Source organism: Haloarcula sp. H-GB5 (assembly GCF_054850705.1).
The window spans coordinates 65,897-85,202 of sequence record NZ_JBTWBG010000001.1; the positions used below are offsets into that span (position 1 = coordinate 65,897).

Sequence of the window (19,306 nt, forward strand, 5' to 3'; positions counted from 1 at the left end):
GCGACACCGGCCCCGCTCGTTCAGAAGCGTTTGGCCGCGGCGTCGAACTCCTCGCGGGTGTTGAGGTTCTTGAACGTATCCAGTGAGGTGTGTTCGAGTACGTCCTCGCGCTCGACGACAACGTAATCGAGATCGAACAGCGGCTCGACGACCTTGTGCTCGCCGCGCTCCAGCGCTCGCCGGCAGGCGTCATGCATCGCGTCCGCGTGATACACCGCCTGTGTCGTCTGGAACCACTCGTCCGGGCGCGGCACTGCGGCCTCGTGGGATGCCGCCTGCTCGAACAGGTAGTCGACGAACGTCGGATCGACAAACGGCATATCGCAGGCCACCACGGCGGCGTACTCGCTGTCGACGGCCCCCACCCCGGTCGCGATGCCCGCCATCGGCCCCTGGTCGGGGTCCTCATCGAGCGCGAACGTCGGGTCGAGCGCGTGGTCCGACAGCGCCGCGTCGATGGCCTCGACCTGGTCCTCCCGGCAGTTCACGACGAGTTCGTCGACGGCTTCGCCGAGGCGGTCGGCGACGCGCCGAATCATCGGCGTCCCAGCGAGGTCGGCGACGGCCTTGTCGCTGTCGCCGAACCGCGTCGACCGGCCGCCTGCAACAATGACTCCAGCGCGCATATCCCGGCTTCTCGGGGCTGGCGGAAAGGTGCTTCGTGCATGATTGGTGGGGACAATCCTTTAGTCGACAGACGGAGGAGTGAGGTATGATGACAGTAGCCAACCGGGACCGGATGCTCCACGTCGACCTGTCGTCGGCGTCGGTCGAGAGCCGTCCGGTTCCGGCGGCCTGGCGCCGTCAGTTCGTGGGCGGGAAGGGACTCGGCGCTCGATACCTGTACGACGAACTCGACGCCGGCACCGATCCGTTAGGCCCTGAAAACGTCCTGTTGTTCATGCTTGGGCCGGTTTCCGGACTGTTGCCGGGCGAGACAAGATATGCCGCGGTCACGAAGTCGCCGCTGACCGGCGGTTTCCTCGACTCTTATGCGGGCGGGACGTTCCCGGATACGCTGGCTGGCGCGTTGCAGGACCACGTTGGAGTTCTGGTCACCGGACGTGCACCGGAACCGGTCACACTCGTCGTCGCGGACGACGGCGCGACAGTCGAACCCGCCGAGACGTGGGGCAAGGATACGGCTGAGACCGATGAGGCGTTCCCAGAGGCCGCGGTGGCGTGTATCGGTCCGGCGGGTGAGCAGGGCGTCGCGTTCGCGACAATCGCCTCCGACGGCGGCGAACACCACGCCGGCCGGGGCGGTGCCGGAGCTGTGATGGGCGCAAAACAGCTGAAGGCCGTCGTCGTCCGTGGCGAGCCGCCGACGGACCTCGCGGAACTACGGGAGCAGTACGCACAGCGGTACCGCGAGGGCGACACCGGGCAGTGGCTCCACGCCAGCGGGACCGTCGAGACGATCGATTTCGCCAACGAAGTCGGCGCGCTCTCGACGCGTGGCTGGGAGGACGGTCAGTTCGAGGGGGCCGACGGCGTCGGTATCGAGGCCGTGCAGAGACTCGCCGCGGGCCGAGAGTACGACGACGAGGACAACCCCGGCGGGTTCCGCGTCCAGACAGAGGACGGCGAGACTATCCCTCGCGGGGCGACGGCGATGAGTCTCGGGGCTGGGCTCGGCATCGACGACTTCGACGCCGTGGCAGCGCTCGGTGAGACATGCAACCGACTGGGTTTAGACCTCATCAGCGCCGGGAGCGCCGTCGCGTGGGCCATCAAGGCCAGCGACGCCGGCCTGCTCGACAAATCCTTCGAGTACGGGAGTCCCGAGGATGCGCGGGCACTCCTCGAAGAAATCGTCGCACGGGAGACGCCGCTCGGCGACGCCCTGGCTGACGGCGTCGACGCGGCCTCGGCCCGTCTTGGCGGGGACGACCTCCTGCCGACGATCAAGGCCATGGAACTGCCCGCCTACGACCCCCGCGGCGCGCGGAGCATGGCACTTGCGTACGCGACCAGCGACCGCGGGGCCTGTCACCGGCGGGCGCTCCCCATCGAGCGGGAAGCCTTCGACGGTGACTGGAGTCCCGAGCGGGCGGCCGCGGCCGTCATCCGCGAACAGGACCAGCGCTCGGCGCTGTGGTGTCTCGTCGTCGACGACTTCGTCGGCGACGTGTTCGACGACCTCGGCGCGGAGTGGCTCGACGCTATCGGCCTCGATACGGACGGCGACCTCGCGACGGTCGGTGAGCGCGTCTGGACGCTTACGCGCCTGTTCAACGTTCGCGAGGGGATCTCGCGGGCCGACGACGAACTCCCGGCGAAGCTGCAGGAACCGCTCGACTCGGGCCCGAACGCGGGCGCGGCAATCGACGCCGAGTCCTTCGATGCGATGCTCGACGCCTACTACAGCCAGCGGGGCTGGGACGCCGACGGCTGCCCCACACCCGAGACCATCGAGCGACTCGGCCTCACGGATGCCGTCGACCGAGCGACACGACCAGCGGACACGACACTCGGAGAATGACAGACGAAATCGACCTCGACGAACTCGACGTACAGGACGACGAGGAGACGCCGAACAGGGGCGACTGGTTCTGGAGCGGGGAGGGCGACCCCGAGGACGAACCCGACCACGGGACTGTATCGGTACGTCCCGACAGCGACGCCGAGGCTGAGAGCCACGGCGCGGCCACGAGTACGGAGACTGATGCAGACACTGGTATGGAGGGGAACGGAGCAGACACTGCCAGCGCGGACCCCGGAGGCCAGGCGGTCCCCCACGTCCCCCGGGAGAACAAGAACAAGCCGGTCGGCATCCCGACGGACAGCGGCGGCGCAGGCGGCGCACCCGCGACTGACACTGACCCGGCCTCGAACGTCGCCGAAGATCCCACCGCTGGCGAGGAGTCTGTCGAGGCGAGCGGCCCGCACGGTGGCGGCATCGACGACATGACGCTGGCCGTGACCTACGACGCGGCCCGACAGTTCGCCGACCCGCAACTGGTGTTTCGCGAGGCGCGAGGATGGGCCGACTGGGTCGGCATCGTCGGCGACGTGGATGCGTTTGTCATCAACAAGTTCCAGCGCGACCACGGCATCGACGCCGACTTCTTCAGCGGTGCGGGCCAGGAACCGGCCGAGCGGCTTGCCGACATCGACGAACACTCGATGTTCTACGCCGAGCGGATGGTCCTCGTCGGCCGCCCGGACGACGAGCCGATTGCAGAGCGGACTGGCTGGGAGTTCGTCCCGCTCGCCGACGCCGCCGAGAAAGCGGACTGGGACCTCGTCGACGGGTGACGCCGTATATTTATAATGCTTGCTGGTCTTTGTCATACACGAACGAAAATGACACTCCGAACCGCGGTCCAACAGTCGAAGATACTCACATTCGTGGTACTGGGGGCCTTCGTCTGGCTGTTACTGACACTGTTCGAAGTCGCGTCGACCGTTGACCTCATGACCGGAACAACCTCATTCGTCGGCCAGAACACACTGGGCGGGATCGCCGGTGTGCTTGTGTTGACCATCGTACTCGGGGCGCTCGTGGTTCTTTACTCCGAGATTACCGAGTCAGACCCGGCCCCACAGTCGTGGCCCCCATCCGAAGAATGACGTACTACAGCTGTGAGGAATGCGGGCAGATGATAGACCTCTCGGCGTTCGAGGGGAAGCCGCGCCGGCAGGACTGTCCGGTGTGTGAGGAGACGACACTGTGGACGCCCGAGTTCGAGGGCGAGGGGGTGTCGTTTTGACGCTTACCTTCGAGGTGAGCGACCGCCTGTATGAGGCCGCCCAGGAGTGGGCCGACCGGCGATTAGAGGACATCGACGAGGCAATGGAGACCAAAGTCGAGCAGGCGTTACTGGAGATCGAACACCTCGTCTCCCAGTCCCACGACGTTGCGTTCGAGGTCGACGGCCGCGAAATACGGTACGAACCGACCGAGGAACTGGCCGCGTTGCTCCGTCGACAGGCCGAAGAGAGCGGGATCGACGAGAGTACGGCCCTGAAGATGCACGTCGACCTCTACGCCAACGCGTTCCTCGATGACGTGACTGACGAGCAGAAACCGCCGGGGACGCCGTCTGAGTGACGGCACCAAAACTTAAGCCCGGCCACTGTGACAGTTGATATACAATGGCACACGAATCAACCGAGTGGAAGCCCCAAGGTGCGACAGAGACGTTCAACGGTTTCGAGGTCTGGGACCACGGTGTCTGGCCGGGTGACGTGAACCAGAACGACACGACGAACGACGACGAGGAGTGAGCTGCTGTCGGTTGCGCGCTGCTTTTTCCATCTGAACCGACGCGTGAGCGAGAGCTACGGGGCCGGGAAGGCCCGTTTGTCACGCGGCGGGACGTAGAAGTTCGAGCGTGACGCGACTTCGATGAATTCCAGCAGCCCGTTGTTCTGCCGATCCCGGAGTTCCTCGTGTTCTTCCCGGAGCCACCAGCCGTTCATCGCGTCCCGTACTTCCTCGAAGTCACGCGGGCGTGCCTGGAGCGAGAGGAAGTGAATCCCGGCCTGACCGCCGTCGATCGTGTTGAAGTCCCGCCGGAGGATAATCGGCTCACCATCCTGGCGGGCGCGGGCGACCTTCTCGAAGTGGCCGACTTCGCCGTCGCTGCTCGCGTGCTCGCGAACCATGTCGGCGAAGGGGAGGTCACCTCTGTCGATGTCCTCCGGAGAGAACTCCGCCGAGAACAGCCGCTGGACGCGGTCGGACTGGGCGAGTTCCCACCAGTTGTCGAAGGCCTCGTTGATTCGCGAGAGGTGTATCGTCGTCCCGCCGGCGTAGGGGCCGTCGTCGATGGTGACGCGGTCCTCGCTGGCCTGCGTGCCGGCCCGGCCGGCGAAAAAGCCGGAGAACATGTAGGAGTCTTCGGGGATATCGGCGGGGACGCCTTCTGCGTCGGCGTGGGCCGCCGGGAGTCCCCCACCGATGAATCCGCCGCGACGGTCGACGATGGAGAACACGTCGCCGAGTCGGCCCTGGATCTCCGCGTCCGCGAGCGTCGGCCGCGTGTCGAACATCGCTGACTCGGCGCTTGTGAGGTTCGACGGAACGTCGCTCGCAAGGACGAGCATCGCATCGAAAGACTGCAGGTCGGGGTCGTCCGTCCGGGAGAGGACTCGCGGGCTACGTATCGGCGAGGAGCCCAGCGACCCGTAGGTCTCGAAGTAACTCGTCCCCCAAGCGAGCATGTGCAGGAGTCCCCCGCTGTCGAACTCGTAGGCGTCTTCCAGTGTCCGCATCGCCAGTTCGACGGTCTCTGCGGCCGCGTCCGACGGTTCCGTATCAAGATCCAGCATGAACAGCCGGAAGTGACGGGGTATCAGGTTGTTGCCGGCGGCGTCGCTCCGAAGGCGCTCGTTCCAAGCATGTTGCCGTATCGGGAGTTCGTCGGCCCGTGGGTTGGGTTCGAGGTCACCTGTCGGCGACTCCGCTTGCCTGGCCAGCAGGGACGAACAGCCGCTGAGACCAGCCGCTCCGGTGAGTGCGGAGAGTCGAAGCAGCAGCCCGCGGCGCGAAGTCATGGTATACTATCACAGGGGTGGGGCTACGTGGAGAAAAACCTTGTCTCAAGATAACAGGTCGCAATGGTTTTTGTTTGGCAGTCCGTATCGCATTCTATGTTAACAACCCTCATGCATGCCAAATCGGGGCTGGACCTCCCGTTTCCACCCGACACCGGCGCAGCGGTCCTCGGTGTCGGGCTGGTCATTCTCGCCGTCATCACGTACGATATCTATCAGCAGCACTGGACCGGAGAGGGTACCTGATGGCCACCGAGCAATCGAACTCCCGGCTGACCGCCGTCTCACTCCTCGGATATCTTCGGATTCTGGTCTACACCCTCGCTACGCTGCTGGCGCTGTCACTGCTTGTCGTCGGCACGATCGGCCTCATCGCCGAACTCAAAGGGAGCTGGCACTGGCAGATTCACCTCGAATCGACGATCAGCTTCATCGGTCTATTCGTCAGCCGTCTGCTGGTCGTCCTCGTCCCGCTCTACGCGGTTCTCGTCGTCGGCCGGCGGGTGGTCCCCGATGCGTAAGCGACTGCGTGCGAATCCCTTCGGCGTCGTCGCGGTCGCCTCGGTCACACTCCTCTGCGTGCTGGTCGCGGGCGCGGGAGCCGTCGCGGTCATCGCACGGTCGGTCCACTCCTGGCGTTCGCTCTTTTTCATGGAACAGGCCATGGCGTTCCTACTGCCTGCGGTGAAGGTTCTGATGGTCGTTGGGCTCGTCGCCAGCGTGGGGCTCGTGCTCCGAATCCGGTAGCGCCCTGCTATCCGATCTGCGCGACGATCTCGTCCTCGAAGCGGACGAGCCCCTCGCAAATGAGCGCCGCTGCGAGGAACAGCCCCTCGTCGGCTTCTTCGCGCATCTCGTCAGTGAAGTCGACGACCCACTCGCTGAGATGTTGCTCGATGAACACCCGTTCGTAGCCCACGGTCTCCTCGTCGCCCTCTCGCTGGCGTTCGATGAGATATCGCAGGAACGCCATCTCGACGGCGATGAAGTCGTCTTCCTCGGGGTAGTCCTCGGGCGGTGACCACCCCGCCGCGGCGTAGCTGGCATCGACCTCGGCGAGTCCCTCGCCGATGAACTCCGTGTCCTCGCGGTAGTTCGTCTCGTGGGGCAACACCGGCGGCCGCGGGCCGACAAGCAGGTCCGTGTACTCCCGTTCAAGGTCGTCCTGCACCGCCGAAACCGACCGGTCCGCGTTCCCGTCGATCCACGCCTCGAGCATCTCGAAGCCCTCGTCGAGCTGGTCGTTGATGGAGTCCTCCGGCAGCTGTACCTCGCCGCTCAACAGCCGCTCGACGAACGCTTCCTCAGGCACGTCCCAGAACACGTCGATGACGAAATCGACCAGTTCGAGGCGGGCCTCGTAGACGGCAGCGTCGTTCATCGTTTCTCCCCCTGATCGAACAGCAGACGGCTCCGACAATCGCTGCAGTACTCGAAGACGGAGTGGTCGGCATCGGGAGCCAGGCCCTCGACCTGATCGCCGACCTCTTCCTCGATCTTGTCGGCGGAGGCGACGCTGGTGAAGGGCTTGCCACAGCGGACACATTCCAGCATATCGCCCTCGTGGACGGTCACCCAGGCCTCGCCGCCCCTGTTTTCGGGGAGCAGGGAGAGGTCCAGCCCGTCGTGCATCGTAATCGCCGTCTCCGGACAGCCCTCCTCACAGAGGCCGCAGTTGACGCAGTCCGCGTGGTTGAACGCCAGTTCGCCCTCACCCGTCCGCTGGATGGCGTCGGTCGGACAGAGGTTCGTACAGGTCGGCGTCAGGGTACACGCGTCGTTGACATCCATAACGCCGAAGTCCTTCAGCCCGCGAATCACATCGCGTTCGGGCTCGACGTGTTCGAGAATGGCTCGAACGCTCTCCAGCGTCCAGCCGTGGCTGTCGAAGTCGGGGTTGGGACGGGGTTCCTCGCGATCGGTGTCGCTGCGGCCCGTTGCCTCGTAGTCGCCGGCCGGTATCGGCGTCTCGTCGAGCCCGAACTCGACGAACCCGGACAGCGACTCGACAAACGCCTCGGGGTTGCCGGCCTCGGGCGCGAAGAAGCCGACCCGGTCACCCAGCCCGAGATCTGTCGTCGCCTGATTGAGCCGGTCGACGAGGTCCTGCTTGGGGTCCGGGCCGGAGTGGAGACAGGAGCCGCCACAGCCGACGATGGCGACGCCGTCCGCACCGGCCGCGAGCGCGTGCATGACGTGGGCCTCGCCGACCGTGTCCGTGCAGTTGACCTGAACCGGGAGGATGGGCGGGTAGTCGAGGTCGCCCGACTGCACGGCCTTGCGTCCGTGCGCGCGGAGCCGTTCGGCGGCGTACTCTGAGCAGACGAACGCGACGACCTGCGTGTCGATACCTTCGCTGTCACCACGCGAAAGCAAGCCCTCATCCGAGTCGTCTTCCAGCAGCGCCTCGACTTCGCGGGCGAGCCGTCGGTTCGATGGCTCGCGGAGCTGTGTTGCGCCCGTCGGACAGGCGCTCGTGCAGGCCCCGCAGTTCTCGCAGGCCACCTCGTCGAACTCGACGGAGTCGATGGTCGGCCGGTCGACTGCGCCGTGGGGGCAGGCGTCTACGCAGGCCGTACACCCCTCCTGGCTGGACGCGCCGGCCGCACAGACATCCATTTCGAGGTCGAGGAACTGCGGCTTCTCGATACCGCCCAGTTGCGATTCGACTGCGGCGATGGTTCCGGCATCGACTGGCCCGGTGTAGAAGCCAAGCCGGCCGCCGCGGGCGTCGTCGCGGCCCCCGGGGTAGATGACCTGGTCGACTTCGACAGTACGGGTAACGCCGTCCAGATCGATGGCGTCGGTCGGGCAGGTGTCTGTCCACTCGCCGTCGGGGGCGTCGGGATGAATGTCGACGGGGAACTCGGTCACCATTCCGTCCGGCCCCTCTCGAACGCAGTCGATGCAGTCGATGCAGTCGTCGGTGACGCGGGCTTCCAGCGTGAGTTCGTACTCGCCGTAGGAGCCGTCGATATCCACGACGCGCCCGCGCTCCATCGTCACGTCGCCGAGCCCTTCCACGTCGGCGAACTCCCGCCCATCCGCGATGAACGTCACGTCGGCGTCATCGGTCAGTGACCGCGCCGCGCCGGGGTCGCCCACGACAGCAACGCGGTTGCCGGCGTCTTTCGACACCGTCCGCGATGGCGCTTCCTCGCGAAGCCCCGCCCGGGTCGCGTTGATAAGGCGGGCCGTTTTGTCGGTTGCCGCCGCCTCGTCGTGGACCCAGGCGTTGGTCTCCCGGTGGTCGACGAACACCGATGCCTCGGGATGAAGGCCGTGTTCGTCGGCAAGCTCGCGGATGCGGTCCTGACACGACGGTTCCGGCGTCGTCGCGATGACCTGATCGAGATCGTACTCCTCGATTACCTGTGACATCCCGGCCAGGCCGTCCTGACAGAGCAGTTCGGAACTGGCTACGACGTCGACATCGTCGACACCGTCCCGTACCGCTTCGAGGTCGATGTCACACGATCCCCCACAGGAACACACGAAGGCGCCTGTATCCATTAATCATGCAAAACCCTGTCCCAGTAATAGACCTTGCGGAGTGTTCACACATCTATTCATGAATTCAACCCCAAATATTTGGACGGCCGGAAAATTACAGGGATTATGATACCTAACTATGTCACATTTTATCATGGATGACATCGAATTTGTGGCACGTCTAGAGAGACAATGACAAACCAGATTTCGTGGCAAATACGGACAGCATCGGTAATGGGTGGGCACCATTTACCATGAGTACACAACAGGAACCAGTCTCACTGGATCTCGACCGGCGCTCGTTCATGAAGGCGAGCGCCCTCGCGGGCGGGGTCGCGCTCGGCGTCAGCGGCGCTGGTCGGGCACTCCAGGAGGACGGCGAGGAAACGGACGGGACAGACACGGACACCGAACTGACCAAGACGATCTGCAACTACTGTTCAGTGGGCTGTGGCTTCCGTGGTGAGAAGGAGGGCAACTCCTTCGTCGGCATGGAGCCGTGGCACGAACACCCGATAAACTCGGGGTCGCTGTGCTCGAAAGGGGCCGGCATCTACGAGACCGAACACTCCGAGAAGCGCCTCAAGCACCCGATGATTCAGGAGGACGGGGAGTGGCGCAAGCTCGGCTGGAACGAGGCCTATGACCGCCTGGCGACGGATATCCGGGCGCTGTGGCCCGACGACGACACCGCCCCAGCGGAGGCCGTCGACGTCGACGCGGAGCACAGCCGCGAGAGCGTGATGTTGCTCGGCAGCGCCCACCACTCCAACGAGGAGGCCTATGCCATCCGGAAGCTGGCGGCGTTCATGGGCACGAACAACATCGACCACCAGGCGCGTATCTGTCATTCCACGACGGTCACGGGGCTGGCAAACACCTGGGGCTACGGCGCGATGACCAACACTGTTCAGGATTACCGGAACTTCGACCTGAACATCATCATCGGCCAGAACCCGGCCGAGGCACACCCCATCGCGATGCAGCACATCCTCGAAGGACAGAAACGCGGTGGGACCATCCTCAATCTGGACCCCCGGTTCACGAAGACATCGGCCCACGCCGACGAGTTCATGCGGTTCCGTCCCGGCACCGATGTGGCCCTGATGATGGGGATCATCAAAGAACTCCGCGACAAGCACGGGCTCGCGATGGACCCCGACGCGGACGAAACTGGGCAGAACATGCTCACCGACCGCGTGCAGGGCTGGGAAGACGTCGACGCGGAACTCGACCAGTACGACAAGGAGACCGTCGAGGAAATTACCTGGGTGTCCGCTGAGGACATCGAGCGGATCGCTGACATGATCGACGAGGCCCGGCCCCACATCCAGATCGAGTGGGCGATGGGCGGGACCCAGCACAACAACGGGACCCAGAACATTCGCTCGTACGCCGTTGCGAGCCTCGCCTCCGGAAGTGCGGCCCGGAGTGGCGGCGGCCTTCAGGTCATGCGCGGCCACGCGAACGTCCAGGGGGCGACCGATCTCGCGGTCGCCAGCCATATCCTGCCGGGGTATTACGGTCTCTCACCGGGTGGCTGGTCGTGGTGGGCTGAAATCTGGGACCGGACGCCCGAGACCAGCGGCGACACATCGTTTGCGGACATGTACAACCGGTTCGAACTGATGCCGCCGGAGAAGTACGTCCGCCAGAGCCCGAACTACGAAGGGAGCGAGGACGCGAACTCGCTGCCGCCGAACACCGACCACGGGCCGAACAACCCAGCGGAGAACTCGATGATGTTCCAGAACGGGCTGACCGTGGCCCGCTGGTTCGAATCGGCGCTCGATCAGCAAGACCGGTATCAAGAAACGCCGATCTATCAGCCCGACCAGACGAAGATCGCGTTCTTCTGGGGGCACTCGGCGAACTCCATCAGCGAGATGGAGCAGATGAAAGAGGGTATGGAGAACCTCGATCTGCTGGTTGTCATCGACGTGTTCCCCTCGGTCGCGAGCGTGTTGCCGGATTACGAGGACGGCCCGCCGGTGCTGCTGTTGCCGGCGTCCAGCCAGTACGAGCACTACCGCTCGCTGACCAACACGAACCGGTCGGTCCAGTGGTCCGAACCGGTCCGCTCGCCGGCGCACAACTCCAAGCCGGACCTCCAGATCATGCAGGAACTGGCCGGTTATCTGGACTTTGGCGAGCACTTCGACTGGGGCGCAGGCTCGGAGCTGTACAACGGTAAGTCCTCGTACGAAGGTGTCGTCCGTGAGTTCAACCTCGGAACGAACACGATCGGCTACCGGCAGACACCCGAACGGCTCCAGAAACATCTGGAGTACGACTACGCGTTCTCCAACGAGGACCTCAAAGGGGCCGAAGGGACGCCTGTGGCGGGCGAATACTGGATGCTCCCCTGGCCGTGCTGGGGCGAAGACCATCCGGGGACCCCGATCATCTGGAACGACGACTTAGACCCCAACAACGGTGGACAGGACTTCCGGACCCGCTGGGGTGTCTCGGCACCTACACCCGAAGACTGGGAGGCGATGCCGACAGACGACGACTACCCGATGCAGGAGACCCTCGATGCTGTCGGCGACCGCTACGAGAGCCAGGAAGAAGCGCTCGACCTGACTCGTGCGCCGTACAACCCCGCATGGGCCGACGACGACGACACGGCTGCGGACGGTATGATCCACGGCATCCCTGAGTATCCGGGTTGGAAGGTGACGCCGCCCCAGAGCCTCGTCGACCCGAATCAGGAGGTCCAACCGGACGAACTCACCATCCCGCAACAGTACGCACTCGACAATCAGGAGTCGGTGTACACCGCTGCACAGGCGCTCAACGACCCTGACACCGGAAGCCCGGTGTTCGACGAGTACCTCGAAACGATGATCGGGGAAGGCGTCGACCCCGAGTTCTACGAGGAGTACGACTTCAACCAGCCCGATGCGCCCACGGGGCGTGGCCGGGCACGCGCCGTGGTCTGGAGCTTCCTCGACAAGGTGCCGGTTCACCGCGAGCCAATCGAGGGGCCGGACACGGAACTGCTGAACGAGTGGCCGGCCAACGGTCAGCAGCGGAACTTCTACCGGCTCGACCAGAACAACCTCGTCGAGCAGGAACGGGCCACGGACATCATCCACAATCAGGACGACGGCCCGGACCTAGACACGATAATGACCAGCGGGCGGCAGGTCGAACACCAAGGCGGCGGTGCGGAGACGCGGAACAACATCCACACCGCTGACCTCCAGCCGCACATGTACGCGGAGATAACGCCGAACAAGGCTGAGGAACTCGGCGTCGACGGCGGTGACCTCGTCGTCATCTCCTCGACGGACCGCGGGTCTGTGCTGGTGAAAGCCCGCGTGACGGACCGGCCTAACGACCAGGAGGTCTTCCTGCCGTACCACTGGGGCGGCGTGTTCAAGGGCGAGAGTTTAGAGGACAAGTATCCCGACGGTCACGTCCCCTACGCGATCGGTGACTCAGCGAACGCCATCACGTCTCGCGGCTACGACGTGGAGACCCAGATGCAGGAGACCAAAGTATCGATGGTTGCGGTCAATCCGGCGACGCCGGAGGTACTGGACCGGTACAACATCGACGTGGACCTCGACTTCGACTTCCCGCAGGACGTGAACGACGTCGGGACACAGAAGGACTTCGACGTCCGTGACAACTCGACGGTGCAATGAGGTGAGCTAGTATGTCAACAGGCAATGAAGTGATGCACGACGGCGTGATGAGTACCGGTGAGGATGCGCGCATCTTCCCGGACGTCGAAGCGTGCATCGACTGTGGCGGCTGTGTCGTCTCCTGTAAGCGTACGTGGGACGTCCCACGGGACGAACAGCGAATCAGTATCGCGACGATGCTCGAAGGGCAGGAGGCCGCATCAGGGCTCAATGCCAGCAGCGGCCAGGCGATGGGCCAGGGCGAATCACCCGGCGAAACGGCGGTGCCGATGCAGTGTTATCACTGCTCGAACGCGCCGTGTGTCTCGGTGTGTCCGACCGACTCGCTCATCTCGAAGGAGAACGGCTTCGTGCGGGTTCGGGACGACCTCTGTATCGGCTGTCAGTACTGCCTCTCGGCGTGTCCGTTCGGTGCGCCGCAGTTCCCGAACGAGGACGATGGAGTCGCCAACCTGGTCGGCAGCGGTGGCAACATGGACAAGTGTACCATGTGCGAGGAACGGCAGGACGTCGGCAAGGGGCCGGCCTGCGCCGAGGAGTGTGCCACCGACGCTATTCTGGTCGGGACGCCCGCCCAGATCTCCGACGAACTGGACAACAGGGACAGCGGCACGTTCTTCAACGACGTGGCCATGGACATCATCTTTGGCGAGGACGCCAGTGAGTTCCAATGACGAACACAGAAGACCTTCCGGAGGTGAGCGGCTACAGCCGCGTCTCGGTGCTCGTCAGCGCAGTCGTCGGCCTCGCTGTCGCGGCGCTGGCGCTGTTCTGGGCGCAGGGATTCAGAATCGGCTACGAGTCGCTGTATCGTGTCAACCCGAGCGTCGAGGGTGGCGGCATCGGCTCGGACTGGGTGTTCGGCAACACCATCCCGGCACTCGATTTCCTCATTGCACTCATCCACGCGGCCGACGTCATTCTGGGTGCGTTCATCCTCGTGATGGTGTTCATCCACTGGGCGGCGTTCCAGCGGCTGGCCGACCAGATGCGCGAACCGGGCGAGGATGTCAGCGAGGCCGTCGCGGCCGACGGTGGCTCGCCTGCTCGCGGCGACGAACAGGGGGGTGACAGCGCATGAGCAATCTCGACCACGGGAAGTTCACGCGGGTGACGACCCTATTCCACTCGCTGCTGGGGCTGGACGTGTTCCTCCTGTTTTTCACCGGCTACGCCATCATGTTCAACGACGAACTGTGGTGGATGCTGACGCTGATGGGCGGGGCCTCGGGCGTCACGGCAATCCACCGAATCACCGGCATCGGGCTGGTTGCACTCGTCATCTTCTGGATCACGCTCCAGGTTATCTCCTCGACCGGCCGGAGCAACTTCTCGAAGATCCTCCCGGCGAAAGACGACGTCGACGCGTTCATCCAGGACATCCAGTTCGTGCTCGGCCGGGCCGACGAACGCCACCCGAGCGCGCGGCAGTTCGGCGGCTACAAGGCCGACGAGGTCCCGCTGCTGTCCTACATCGGCAAGGGCGTCGTATTCATCTTCTCCATCGAGCTGACGCTGCTTGCGATTTCGGGGCTGCTCATCTGGAGCAAGACCGGCCTCGCCGCGATGTTCCAGACCAAGGCGGCCGCGATGGCCTTCGTCACGTTCCACGGCCTGCTGGGCGTCATCATGCTGATGGGAGTCATGTTCCACATCTTCGAGCACGGGATGCATCCCGCGTTCTACCCCGTCGAAACGAAGGCGTTCATTCCCCGCAGCATGGTGCCCGAACACCACGGTGACGACGACGAGGAGCCGGACACCACGGGGATCGAACGCCTCTCGCTGTCCCCGTCCTGGCGAACCGTCTCGACCGTCTTCGGCGCGATGACCGTTATTGGCATCGTCTCGGTGCTTATCGGGAGCATCTTCGACGAGGGGTACCCGGTGCCCCGCGAACTCGCCATCGGGGGCGGACCGTCGAGCATCCTGTTGACTATCGGTATCAACCTCGGAATGGTCGTCCTCGGTGTCGGACTTGTGCTGTCGATGTACGGGAACGTCCTGCGCATCCGCTGGGAACAGCAGTTAGAACAGGACGAGCGGCCGGCCGCGGCCGACGGTGGCGAACCGCAGACCGACGGCGGCCAGCCTGAATCGGACGATACCGAAAACTGAACCGACCGAAGTCGTTTTTTGTCGTAGCTACGCGATGAGTGCCTGTCCTTCCGGCGATAGCTCGACATCAACGTCCTGCCGGGTCTGTTCCTGGATCTGGTTCAGGTTCCGGGTCAGGACCTGCAGGATGTCTTTCGGCTCCGGGTAGACAAGCATGTTGCCGTCGCCGTCCTCCATAACCAGCTGTGTGTCGGAGAGAGCGACCTGGTCGCCCTCGATGCTGGCGACGATGACATCCAGTGCTTCCGCACCGCCGGGGTCGCCTTCCGTCACCTTCGTAATATAGAGTGCATCGAGGCCAATGAGGTCCTTGTACTCACGAACCTGTTCGGCACAGGCGACCATGTCCTGTGTCACAGCTGTCTTTTGCTCGTTCCCGTGTTCACCCTCAAAGCAGTGTTTACAGATTCGCAGTTCGAGACGCATGCCCCTGTCTATGTGATTGGCTCTCATTATCGTTGTGGAGGGCGCGCTCAACCACTAGTGTTTACTGTGCCGGTGTGGAATGGTATCATATGGCATCAGCGCTCAACGCAGTGTATCTGGCACTGGTCGTAGTCGTCGGCGTCGTCGGAACGCTGTTCGTCGCAAGTATCAGGTCCGCCGACGTGCGGTCCCGATGGCTCGAACTGTCATCGATCGGGATCGTAGTACTGTTCCTGCTGGCCCTGAGCGTCCAGTTCCTCGCGTAAGCGTACAACCCCGGTTTACCGCGGGGACACTGTCGAAGCGGTAGCTATCGTTGTGTTCCTGCCAAGCAAGATCTATAGACAGATAGCTCGGACTCTAGCTCAGTACAGCCGAATATACTTCTCTCTACCCCATCCTATGAGTATATTTCCTCTTGTCTATTTGCTAAGCACTGAGTTAGTGCTATATTTCGGAGTCTTGTATAGAAATACTGTATTTAGACATACTACTTCGAAAGCCGGTGGGTTTAGCTACTACTTCGAGCGTATCCAGTGGTAGGAAACCAATAGTCGATGTACTTCGTTTAGAGTAACAGTAGTACATCCATTATCGAGATGGCGGCTGCGTCAGGACCGTGGTAGTATCTGGTATCACATGATGTCAGAGAGCGGTGGAACGCCGTTCATCCATCATGAATGGGACGTATAGGGCCATTTGTCAAACAAAACCAAGTACCGGCATCTATGAGATGAAAGCAGGAACTCGTGTCTACTCGTTCGCGTCACTGGACGGAAACACTGCTCGAAACGCTTTCAACACATACTTCGAGTAACCTTCTGGCTGGTCTGTCCTACAACCACTGCCCGAGGGCAGTGCTGTTGTCGAAATACGCTGTTTAATTATCGCTTCCGCAAGACTGCACTACCGTTCACCCTTTCTGAACACTGCCGTCACGAATAGGTAACGTTCAGCTCGATAACGTTGGCGACTTCGAGTACTTTCTGCGGGAGTTCCTCGCGGAACCGGTCGCCACGGAACCGATTGGTCGGTCCCGAAACGCTGATTGCACCGATAATTTCGTCATCGTGGTTGAGCACCGGGGCAGCGACACAGCGGAGTCCTTCGAGACGTTCTTCGTCGTCAAAGGCGACGCCACGCTCCCGAACGTCCGCTAGCGCTTGCTCCAGTTCCGCCCTGTTGCTGATCGAGTTGCTGGCCTCCCCGCCGAGTCCGTGGCGGTCGACGATCGCATCGACCCGTCCGGTCGGCATGTGTGCGAGAATCGCTTTTCCCAGCGCTGTCGTATGAAGCGGAACGCGTGTTCCGACGTGAGCCTTGACCTGTACAGCTTTGTCTCCCCGAGCGCGGTACAGGTACGACCCGCGACCGTGTTCTTCGACGAGAATATTCGCGAGTTCGCCGGTTTCTTCGGCCAGGCGATCGACCTCCGGTTTCGCAATCCCGAATAGTCTCTCCCGGTGGCGGGCGTATGCTCCCAGTTCCAGAAACCGGAGCCCTACCTCGTACACACCGTCCCTGTTGACAACGTACTCCTCCTGTTCCAGCGTGCTCAGATAGTTGTGGACCGTACTCTTCGGGATGTCGAGATGCCGGGCCAGTTCGGTGACACCGGCTCCGTCGAGATCTTTCAGTGCGTCAAGCACCTCGAACGTCGTCTCGGCGGATTTGACTGGGTTTTGAGCGGTCTTTGCCATACCCCGTTATGATATCCCCTCGTATTAAACAGTTGTTCAAACATCTGGGACAGAGCGGTGGCACCGACGGCACACCGGTTTCTGTCACGATATGTCGATAACATATCACCGCACACAGACACATACGTTCCGGCCGATTGTCGCGGGTAGAGATACCCACAGAGCGTGTAGCCGAACAAAGGGTAATAATTCCGTCGGCACAAATTTACCCAGCAGATCGACACATGGGCACGCAATCGGAACCAGTCGAGGGCCGAGTGGGGATCACGCTGTGGAATCCCATGCGAAGCGGTTCCCAGAGCGACTGCGGTCACGCTCTCAGTTCACTAGCCGCTCAAACGACCGTGACGGGATTTTTCAGCGTTCCGATGGACTCAATGTCGATGGTGACTTCGTCCCCTTCTTGCAGCGTAAAGTCGTCGTCGGGAACGAGCGAGGTCCCGGTAAGTAGCACCGACAGTTCGGGGACCGCGTTGTGCGCGGTGTAGTACGAGACGAGTTCCTCGCAGGTACGTTTCATCTCGCTGGTGTTGGTCTCCCCGTGGTAGACACAGTCTCCGCCGCGGTGGATCGACATTGAGAGCGCCAGTGAGTGCGGGTCTTCGATGTCCGTGACGACGGCCGGGCCGACCGAACAACAGCGGTCGTACACCTTGGCCTGAGGGAGGTACAGTGGGTTCGCCCCCTCGATAGACCGACTGCTCATGTCGTTGCCGACGGTGTAGCCGACGATTTCTCCCTCGTAGAGAACGATCGCGAGCTCTGGTTCGGGTACGTCCCAGTCAGAGTCGGCTCGGATGCCGACCGCTTCGCCGGGACCGACAGTCCGATTGGGCGTCGATTTGAAGAAGACCTCCGGTCGCTCCGCGTCGTACACGTCAAGGTACATCTCCGGCGTGTCGCTTTCGTCTGTCCGTGCTTCTTCGCTGATCTGGTACGTAACGCCAGCAGCCCAGACTTCGTCGGCGGTGACGGGATCGGTGGCGTCGGCTTCAAGGCGCTGTTCGGACACCGCTTCAGCGGCATCGAGATGGCGGGCGCTGAGTTCGTCCGGCGTGGTATCTGCAATCGAGGCCGACTTGAGGAGGTCACGGAACGTTCGGAGCTGCGGTTTGACACTGGTCAGATCGTACACACCGTCCCCTGTTTCGACCGCTAACCGCTGTGAGTTCCCGTCACGTAGCTGGTAGTACCTCATACAGAGTTGCAATCTGCAACACTACATGAATCTTGTGCCGCCAACAGTATGCTGCATGCCTGTCGGGAGTGGACATGGACACCGTTGTGGTGGATATCGGTTGTCCGGTAGCATATAATTCGGCGTGCACGGCGCTTTTCATAGAGGCACACGAGCGTCACTTCCTGCCGTCGGCTGGCGACCTGTCTCCGATCAGGCGGACTGACGTTCAGTAATACGGAACATTACGAATGACGAACGTACATACGTTATCCTGGTATCCCAGTGAGCGTGTCGTGAAACACATAATCGCTGCTCAGGCCCAATTCTGCAACAGAGAGTGATGATAGTAGGACGGTTCCATGTAAGACCGCCGTTCAGCAGTTCAGTTCCCATCCGATACACAAATGTTGAATGGAGACCAATGGGGTCCCGCTCTGTCACCACCCTGTTAATATGCATTTCTAACGAGCTACAAATCCCTAAATTTCACATGAGTTTCTAATTAACACACGCGTTTTACCGCCCCCTTCTTATTTTTGGCTCTCAGTTTCGCACATATATGTGCCTATCTCTGATTCTTACCCTCAATGGCGCCATATACATGCTTACTTTCACTATACCTTACTCAGGCGCCTGAAAGATACGAACAGTATCCCGCTTTCCGTCCATCGAATCTACTTCGGTAAGACCACTGTCTGTGAACACCGCGTTCCAGTCCCGATAGTACAGCGGGACGTTGTCGTCGACGTAGTTTACTTCACCCGGGTCGCCGCCTTCGTTCTCGACGGTAATCAACAGGTCATCAACGATCCGTGCCAGTTCCTCGAACACCCAGTCGACGTCCGGGTGGAGGTGTTGCAGTGTTTCGACAGAGAAAACGACATCGTACGCGTCGTCCGCGACATCTGTGACGAACTCCTCGATAGCCATCGCGTGGAACGAGCCGGTGGCTGCGAGATCGGGATACGTCTCGGCGAGGACGTCCAACGCATCAGCGTTGATGTCGACCCCGGTCAGATCCGAGTAGCCAGCTTCAGACAATGCGGCGAGGTGCCGCCCGGAGCTGCAGCCAACCTCAAGAATAGCTGCGTCCTGCTCGACATGCTCTGCAAGTATCGACTGCACTAGCTCACTCGTCTCGTCCGCTCCATAGTAGGCATAATACGCGGGGGAGTATTCGCCGGATCGCTCGGCCCATTCCTCCCGAATGTCGGTAGAGTCCACGGTGA

The 19,306-nt window shown here is 62.4% G+C and carries 22 protein-coding genes; 14 read left to right on the top strand and 8 right to left on the bottom strand.

Translation table 11 applies throughout. The features are described 5' to 3' along the window. Positions 1–20: 20 nt before the first annotated feature. Positions 21–626, bottom strand: coding sequence for a molybdenum cofactor guanylyltransferase (locus ACYJ11_RS00340; RefSeq protein WP_461646334.1), 606 nt, complete (start codon positions 624–626; stop codon positions 21–23). 86 nt (positions 627–712) lie between these two features. Between ACYJ11_RS00340 and ACYJ11_RS00345 the strand changes: the two genes are divergently transcribed. From ACYJ11_RS00345 to ACYJ11_RS00370, 6 genes are read left to right on the top strand one after another with little or no spacing between them, the layout of a single operon-like run. Then, complete coding sequence (locus ACYJ11_RS00345) at positions 713–2,485, top strand: aldehyde ferredoxin oxidoreductase family protein (RefSeq protein ID WP_461646335.1); 1,773 nt, start codon at positions 713–715, stop codon at positions 2,483–2,485. Beyond that, positions 2,482–3,261 carry a DUF7124 domain-containing protein gene (locus ACYJ11_RS00350; RefSeq protein ID WP_461646336.1) on the top strand — a complete coding sequence of 260 codons (780 nt, stop codon included), beginning with the start codon at positions 2,482–2,484 and terminating at the stop codon, positions 3,259–3,261. The genes ACYJ11_RS00345 and ACYJ11_RS00350 overlap by 4 nt, the downstream gene beginning before the upstream one ends. A 48-nt stretch (positions 3,262–3,309) precedes the next feature. Next, complete coding sequence (locus ACYJ11_RS00355) at positions 3,310–3,576, top strand: hypothetical protein (RefSeq protein WP_461646337.1); 267 nt, start codon at positions 3,310–3,312, stop codon at positions 3,574–3,576. Further along, the gene (locus ACYJ11_RS00360) at positions 3,573–3,716 is read left to right on the top strand and encodes a hypothetical protein (RefSeq protein WP_170095872.1); all 144 of its coding nucleotides are present in this window, start codon (positions 3,573–3,575) and stop codon (positions 3,714–3,716) included. The genes ACYJ11_RS00355 and ACYJ11_RS00360 overlap by 4 nt, the downstream gene beginning before the upstream one ends. Beyond that, positions 3,713–4,057, top strand: a complete 345-nt coding sequence (locus ACYJ11_RS00365; RefSeq protein WP_005538465.1) for a hypothetical protein — start codon at positions 3,713–3,715, stop codon at positions 4,055–4,057. Before ACYJ11_RS00360 ends, ACYJ11_RS00365 begins: the two co-directional genes overlap by 4 nt. Positions 4,058–4,101: 44 nt before the next feature. Beyond that, positions 4,102–4,233: a hypothetical protein gene (locus ACYJ11_RS00370; protein WP_277347954.1), complete on the top strand. Its 132-nt coding sequence runs from the start codon at positions 4,102–4,104 to the stop codon at positions 4,231–4,233. 54 nt (positions 4,234–4,287) lie between these two features. Here the strand turns inward: ACYJ11_RS00370 and ACYJ11_RS00375 are convergent, their stop codons facing one another. Then, complete coding sequence (locus tag ACYJ11_RS00375; RefSeq protein ID WP_461646338.1) at positions 4,288–5,505, bottom strand: DUF7405 family protein; 1,218 nt, start codon at positions 5,503–5,505, stop codon at positions 4,288–4,290. A 96-nt stretch (positions 5,506–5,601) separates the two neighbouring features. Here ACYJ11_RS00375 and ACYJ11_RS00380 point away from each other — a divergent pair, with 96 nt between their 5' ends. From ACYJ11_RS00380 to ACYJ11_RS00390, 3 genes are read left to right on the top strand one after another with little or no spacing between them, the layout of a single operon-like run. Next, positions 5,602–5,751: a hypothetical protein gene (locus ACYJ11_RS00380; protein ID WP_461646339.1), complete on the top strand. Its 150-nt coding sequence runs from the start codon at positions 5,602–5,604 to the stop codon at positions 5,749–5,751. Continuing rightward, complete coding sequence (locus tag ACYJ11_RS00385; protein WP_461646340.1) at positions 5,751–6,026, top strand: hypothetical protein; 276 nt, start codon at positions 5,751–5,753, stop codon at positions 6,024–6,026. Before ACYJ11_RS00380 ends, ACYJ11_RS00385 begins: the two co-directional genes overlap by 1 nt. After that, entirely contained in the window at positions 6,019–6,252 is a 234-nt protein-coding gene (locus ACYJ11_RS00390; protein WP_005538457.1) for a hypothetical protein, read from the top strand. Before ACYJ11_RS00385 ends, ACYJ11_RS00390 begins: the two co-directional genes overlap by 8 nt. A 7-nt stretch (positions 6,253–6,259) precedes the next feature. Here the strand turns inward: ACYJ11_RS00390 and ACYJ11_RS00395 are convergent, their stop codons facing one another. Together ACYJ11_RS00395 and ACYJ11_RS00400 are read right to left on the bottom strand one after the other, a co-directional pair. Beyond that, complete coding sequence (locus ACYJ11_RS00395) at positions 6,260–6,886, bottom strand: TorD/DmsD family molecular chaperone (protein WP_188979353.1); 627 nt, start codon at positions 6,884–6,886, stop codon at positions 6,260–6,262. Continuing rightward, positions 6,883–9,018, bottom strand: a complete 2,136-nt coding sequence (locus ACYJ11_RS00400) for a hydrogenase iron-sulfur subunit (protein ID WP_461646341.1) — start codon at positions 9,016–9,018, stop codon at positions 6,883–6,885. The genes ACYJ11_RS00395 and ACYJ11_RS00400 overlap by 4 nt, the downstream gene beginning before the upstream one ends. A 233-nt stretch (positions 9,019–9,251) precedes the next feature. Here ACYJ11_RS00400 and ACYJ11_RS00405 point away from each other — a divergent pair, with 233 nt between their 5' ends. The 4 genes from ACYJ11_RS00405 to ACYJ11_RS00420 are packed head-to-tail and all read left to right on the top strand — an operon-like array spanning position 9,252 to position 14,771. Then, positions 9,252–12,653 carry a formate dehydrogenase subunit alpha gene (locus ACYJ11_RS00405; protein WP_461646342.1) on the top strand — a complete coding sequence of 1,134 codons (3,402 nt, stop codon included), beginning with the start codon at positions 9,252–9,254 and terminating at the stop codon, positions 12,651–12,653. A gap of 11 nt (positions 12,654–12,664) precedes the next feature. Continuing rightward, positions 12,665–13,327: a 4Fe-4S dicluster domain-containing protein gene (locus ACYJ11_RS00410; RefSeq protein ID WP_170095865.1), complete on the top strand. Its 663-nt coding sequence runs from the start codon at positions 12,665–12,667 to the stop codon at positions 13,325–13,327. Beyond that, a complete protein-coding gene (locus ACYJ11_RS00415) occupies positions 13,324–13,734 on the top strand; it encodes a hypothetical protein (protein WP_170095864.1) in 411 nt (136 codons plus the stop codon). Before ACYJ11_RS00410 ends, ACYJ11_RS00415 begins: the two co-directional genes overlap by 4 nt. Then, positions 13,731–14,771 (top strand): cytochrome b/b6 domain-containing protein, encoded by a 1,041-nt coding sequence (locus tag ACYJ11_RS00420; protein WP_461646343.1) that lies wholly within the window; start codon positions 13,731–13,733, stop codon positions 14,769–14,771. The genes ACYJ11_RS00415 and ACYJ11_RS00420 overlap by 4 nt, the downstream gene beginning before the upstream one ends. Positions 14,772–14,798: 27 nt before the next feature. Here ACYJ11_RS00420 and ACYJ11_RS00425 read toward each other — a convergent pair whose 3' ends face one another. Beyond that, positions 14,799–15,197, bottom strand: coding sequence for a hypothetical protein (locus ACYJ11_RS00425; RefSeq protein ID WP_461646344.1), 399 nt, complete (start codon positions 15,195–15,197; stop codon positions 14,799–14,801). A gap of 89 nt (positions 15,198–15,286) precedes the next feature. Here ACYJ11_RS00425 and ACYJ11_RS00430 point away from each other — a divergent pair, with 89 nt between their 5' ends. Then, complete coding sequence (locus ACYJ11_RS00430) at positions 15,287–15,463, top strand: hypothetical protein (protein ID WP_461646345.1); 177 nt, start codon at positions 15,287–15,289, stop codon at positions 15,461–15,463. A 669-nt stretch (positions 15,464–16,132) separates the two neighbouring features. Here ACYJ11_RS00430 and ACYJ11_RS00435 read toward each other — a convergent pair. From ACYJ11_RS00435 to ACYJ11_RS00445, 3 genes are all read right to left on the bottom strand, one after another. Further along, positions 16,133–16,897 carry an IclR family transcriptional regulator gene (locus ACYJ11_RS00435; protein WP_461646346.1) on the bottom strand — a complete coding sequence of 255 codons (765 nt, stop codon included), beginning with the start codon at positions 16,895–16,897 and terminating at the stop codon, positions 16,133–16,135. 334 nt (positions 16,898–17,231) lie between these two features. Continuing rightward, positions 17,232–18,095: a fumarylacetoacetate hydrolase family protein gene (locus tag ACYJ11_RS00440; RefSeq protein ID WP_461646347.1), complete on the bottom strand. Its 864-nt coding sequence runs from the start codon at positions 18,093–18,095 to the stop codon at positions 17,232–17,234. Positions 18,096–18,698: 603 nt separating this feature from the next. After that, positions 18,699–19,301 (bottom strand): class I SAM-dependent methyltransferase, encoded by a 603-nt coding sequence (locus tag ACYJ11_RS00445; protein WP_461646348.1) that lies wholly within the window; start codon positions 19,299–19,301, stop codon positions 18,699–18,701. Positions 19,302–19,306: the final 5 nt, after the last annotated feature.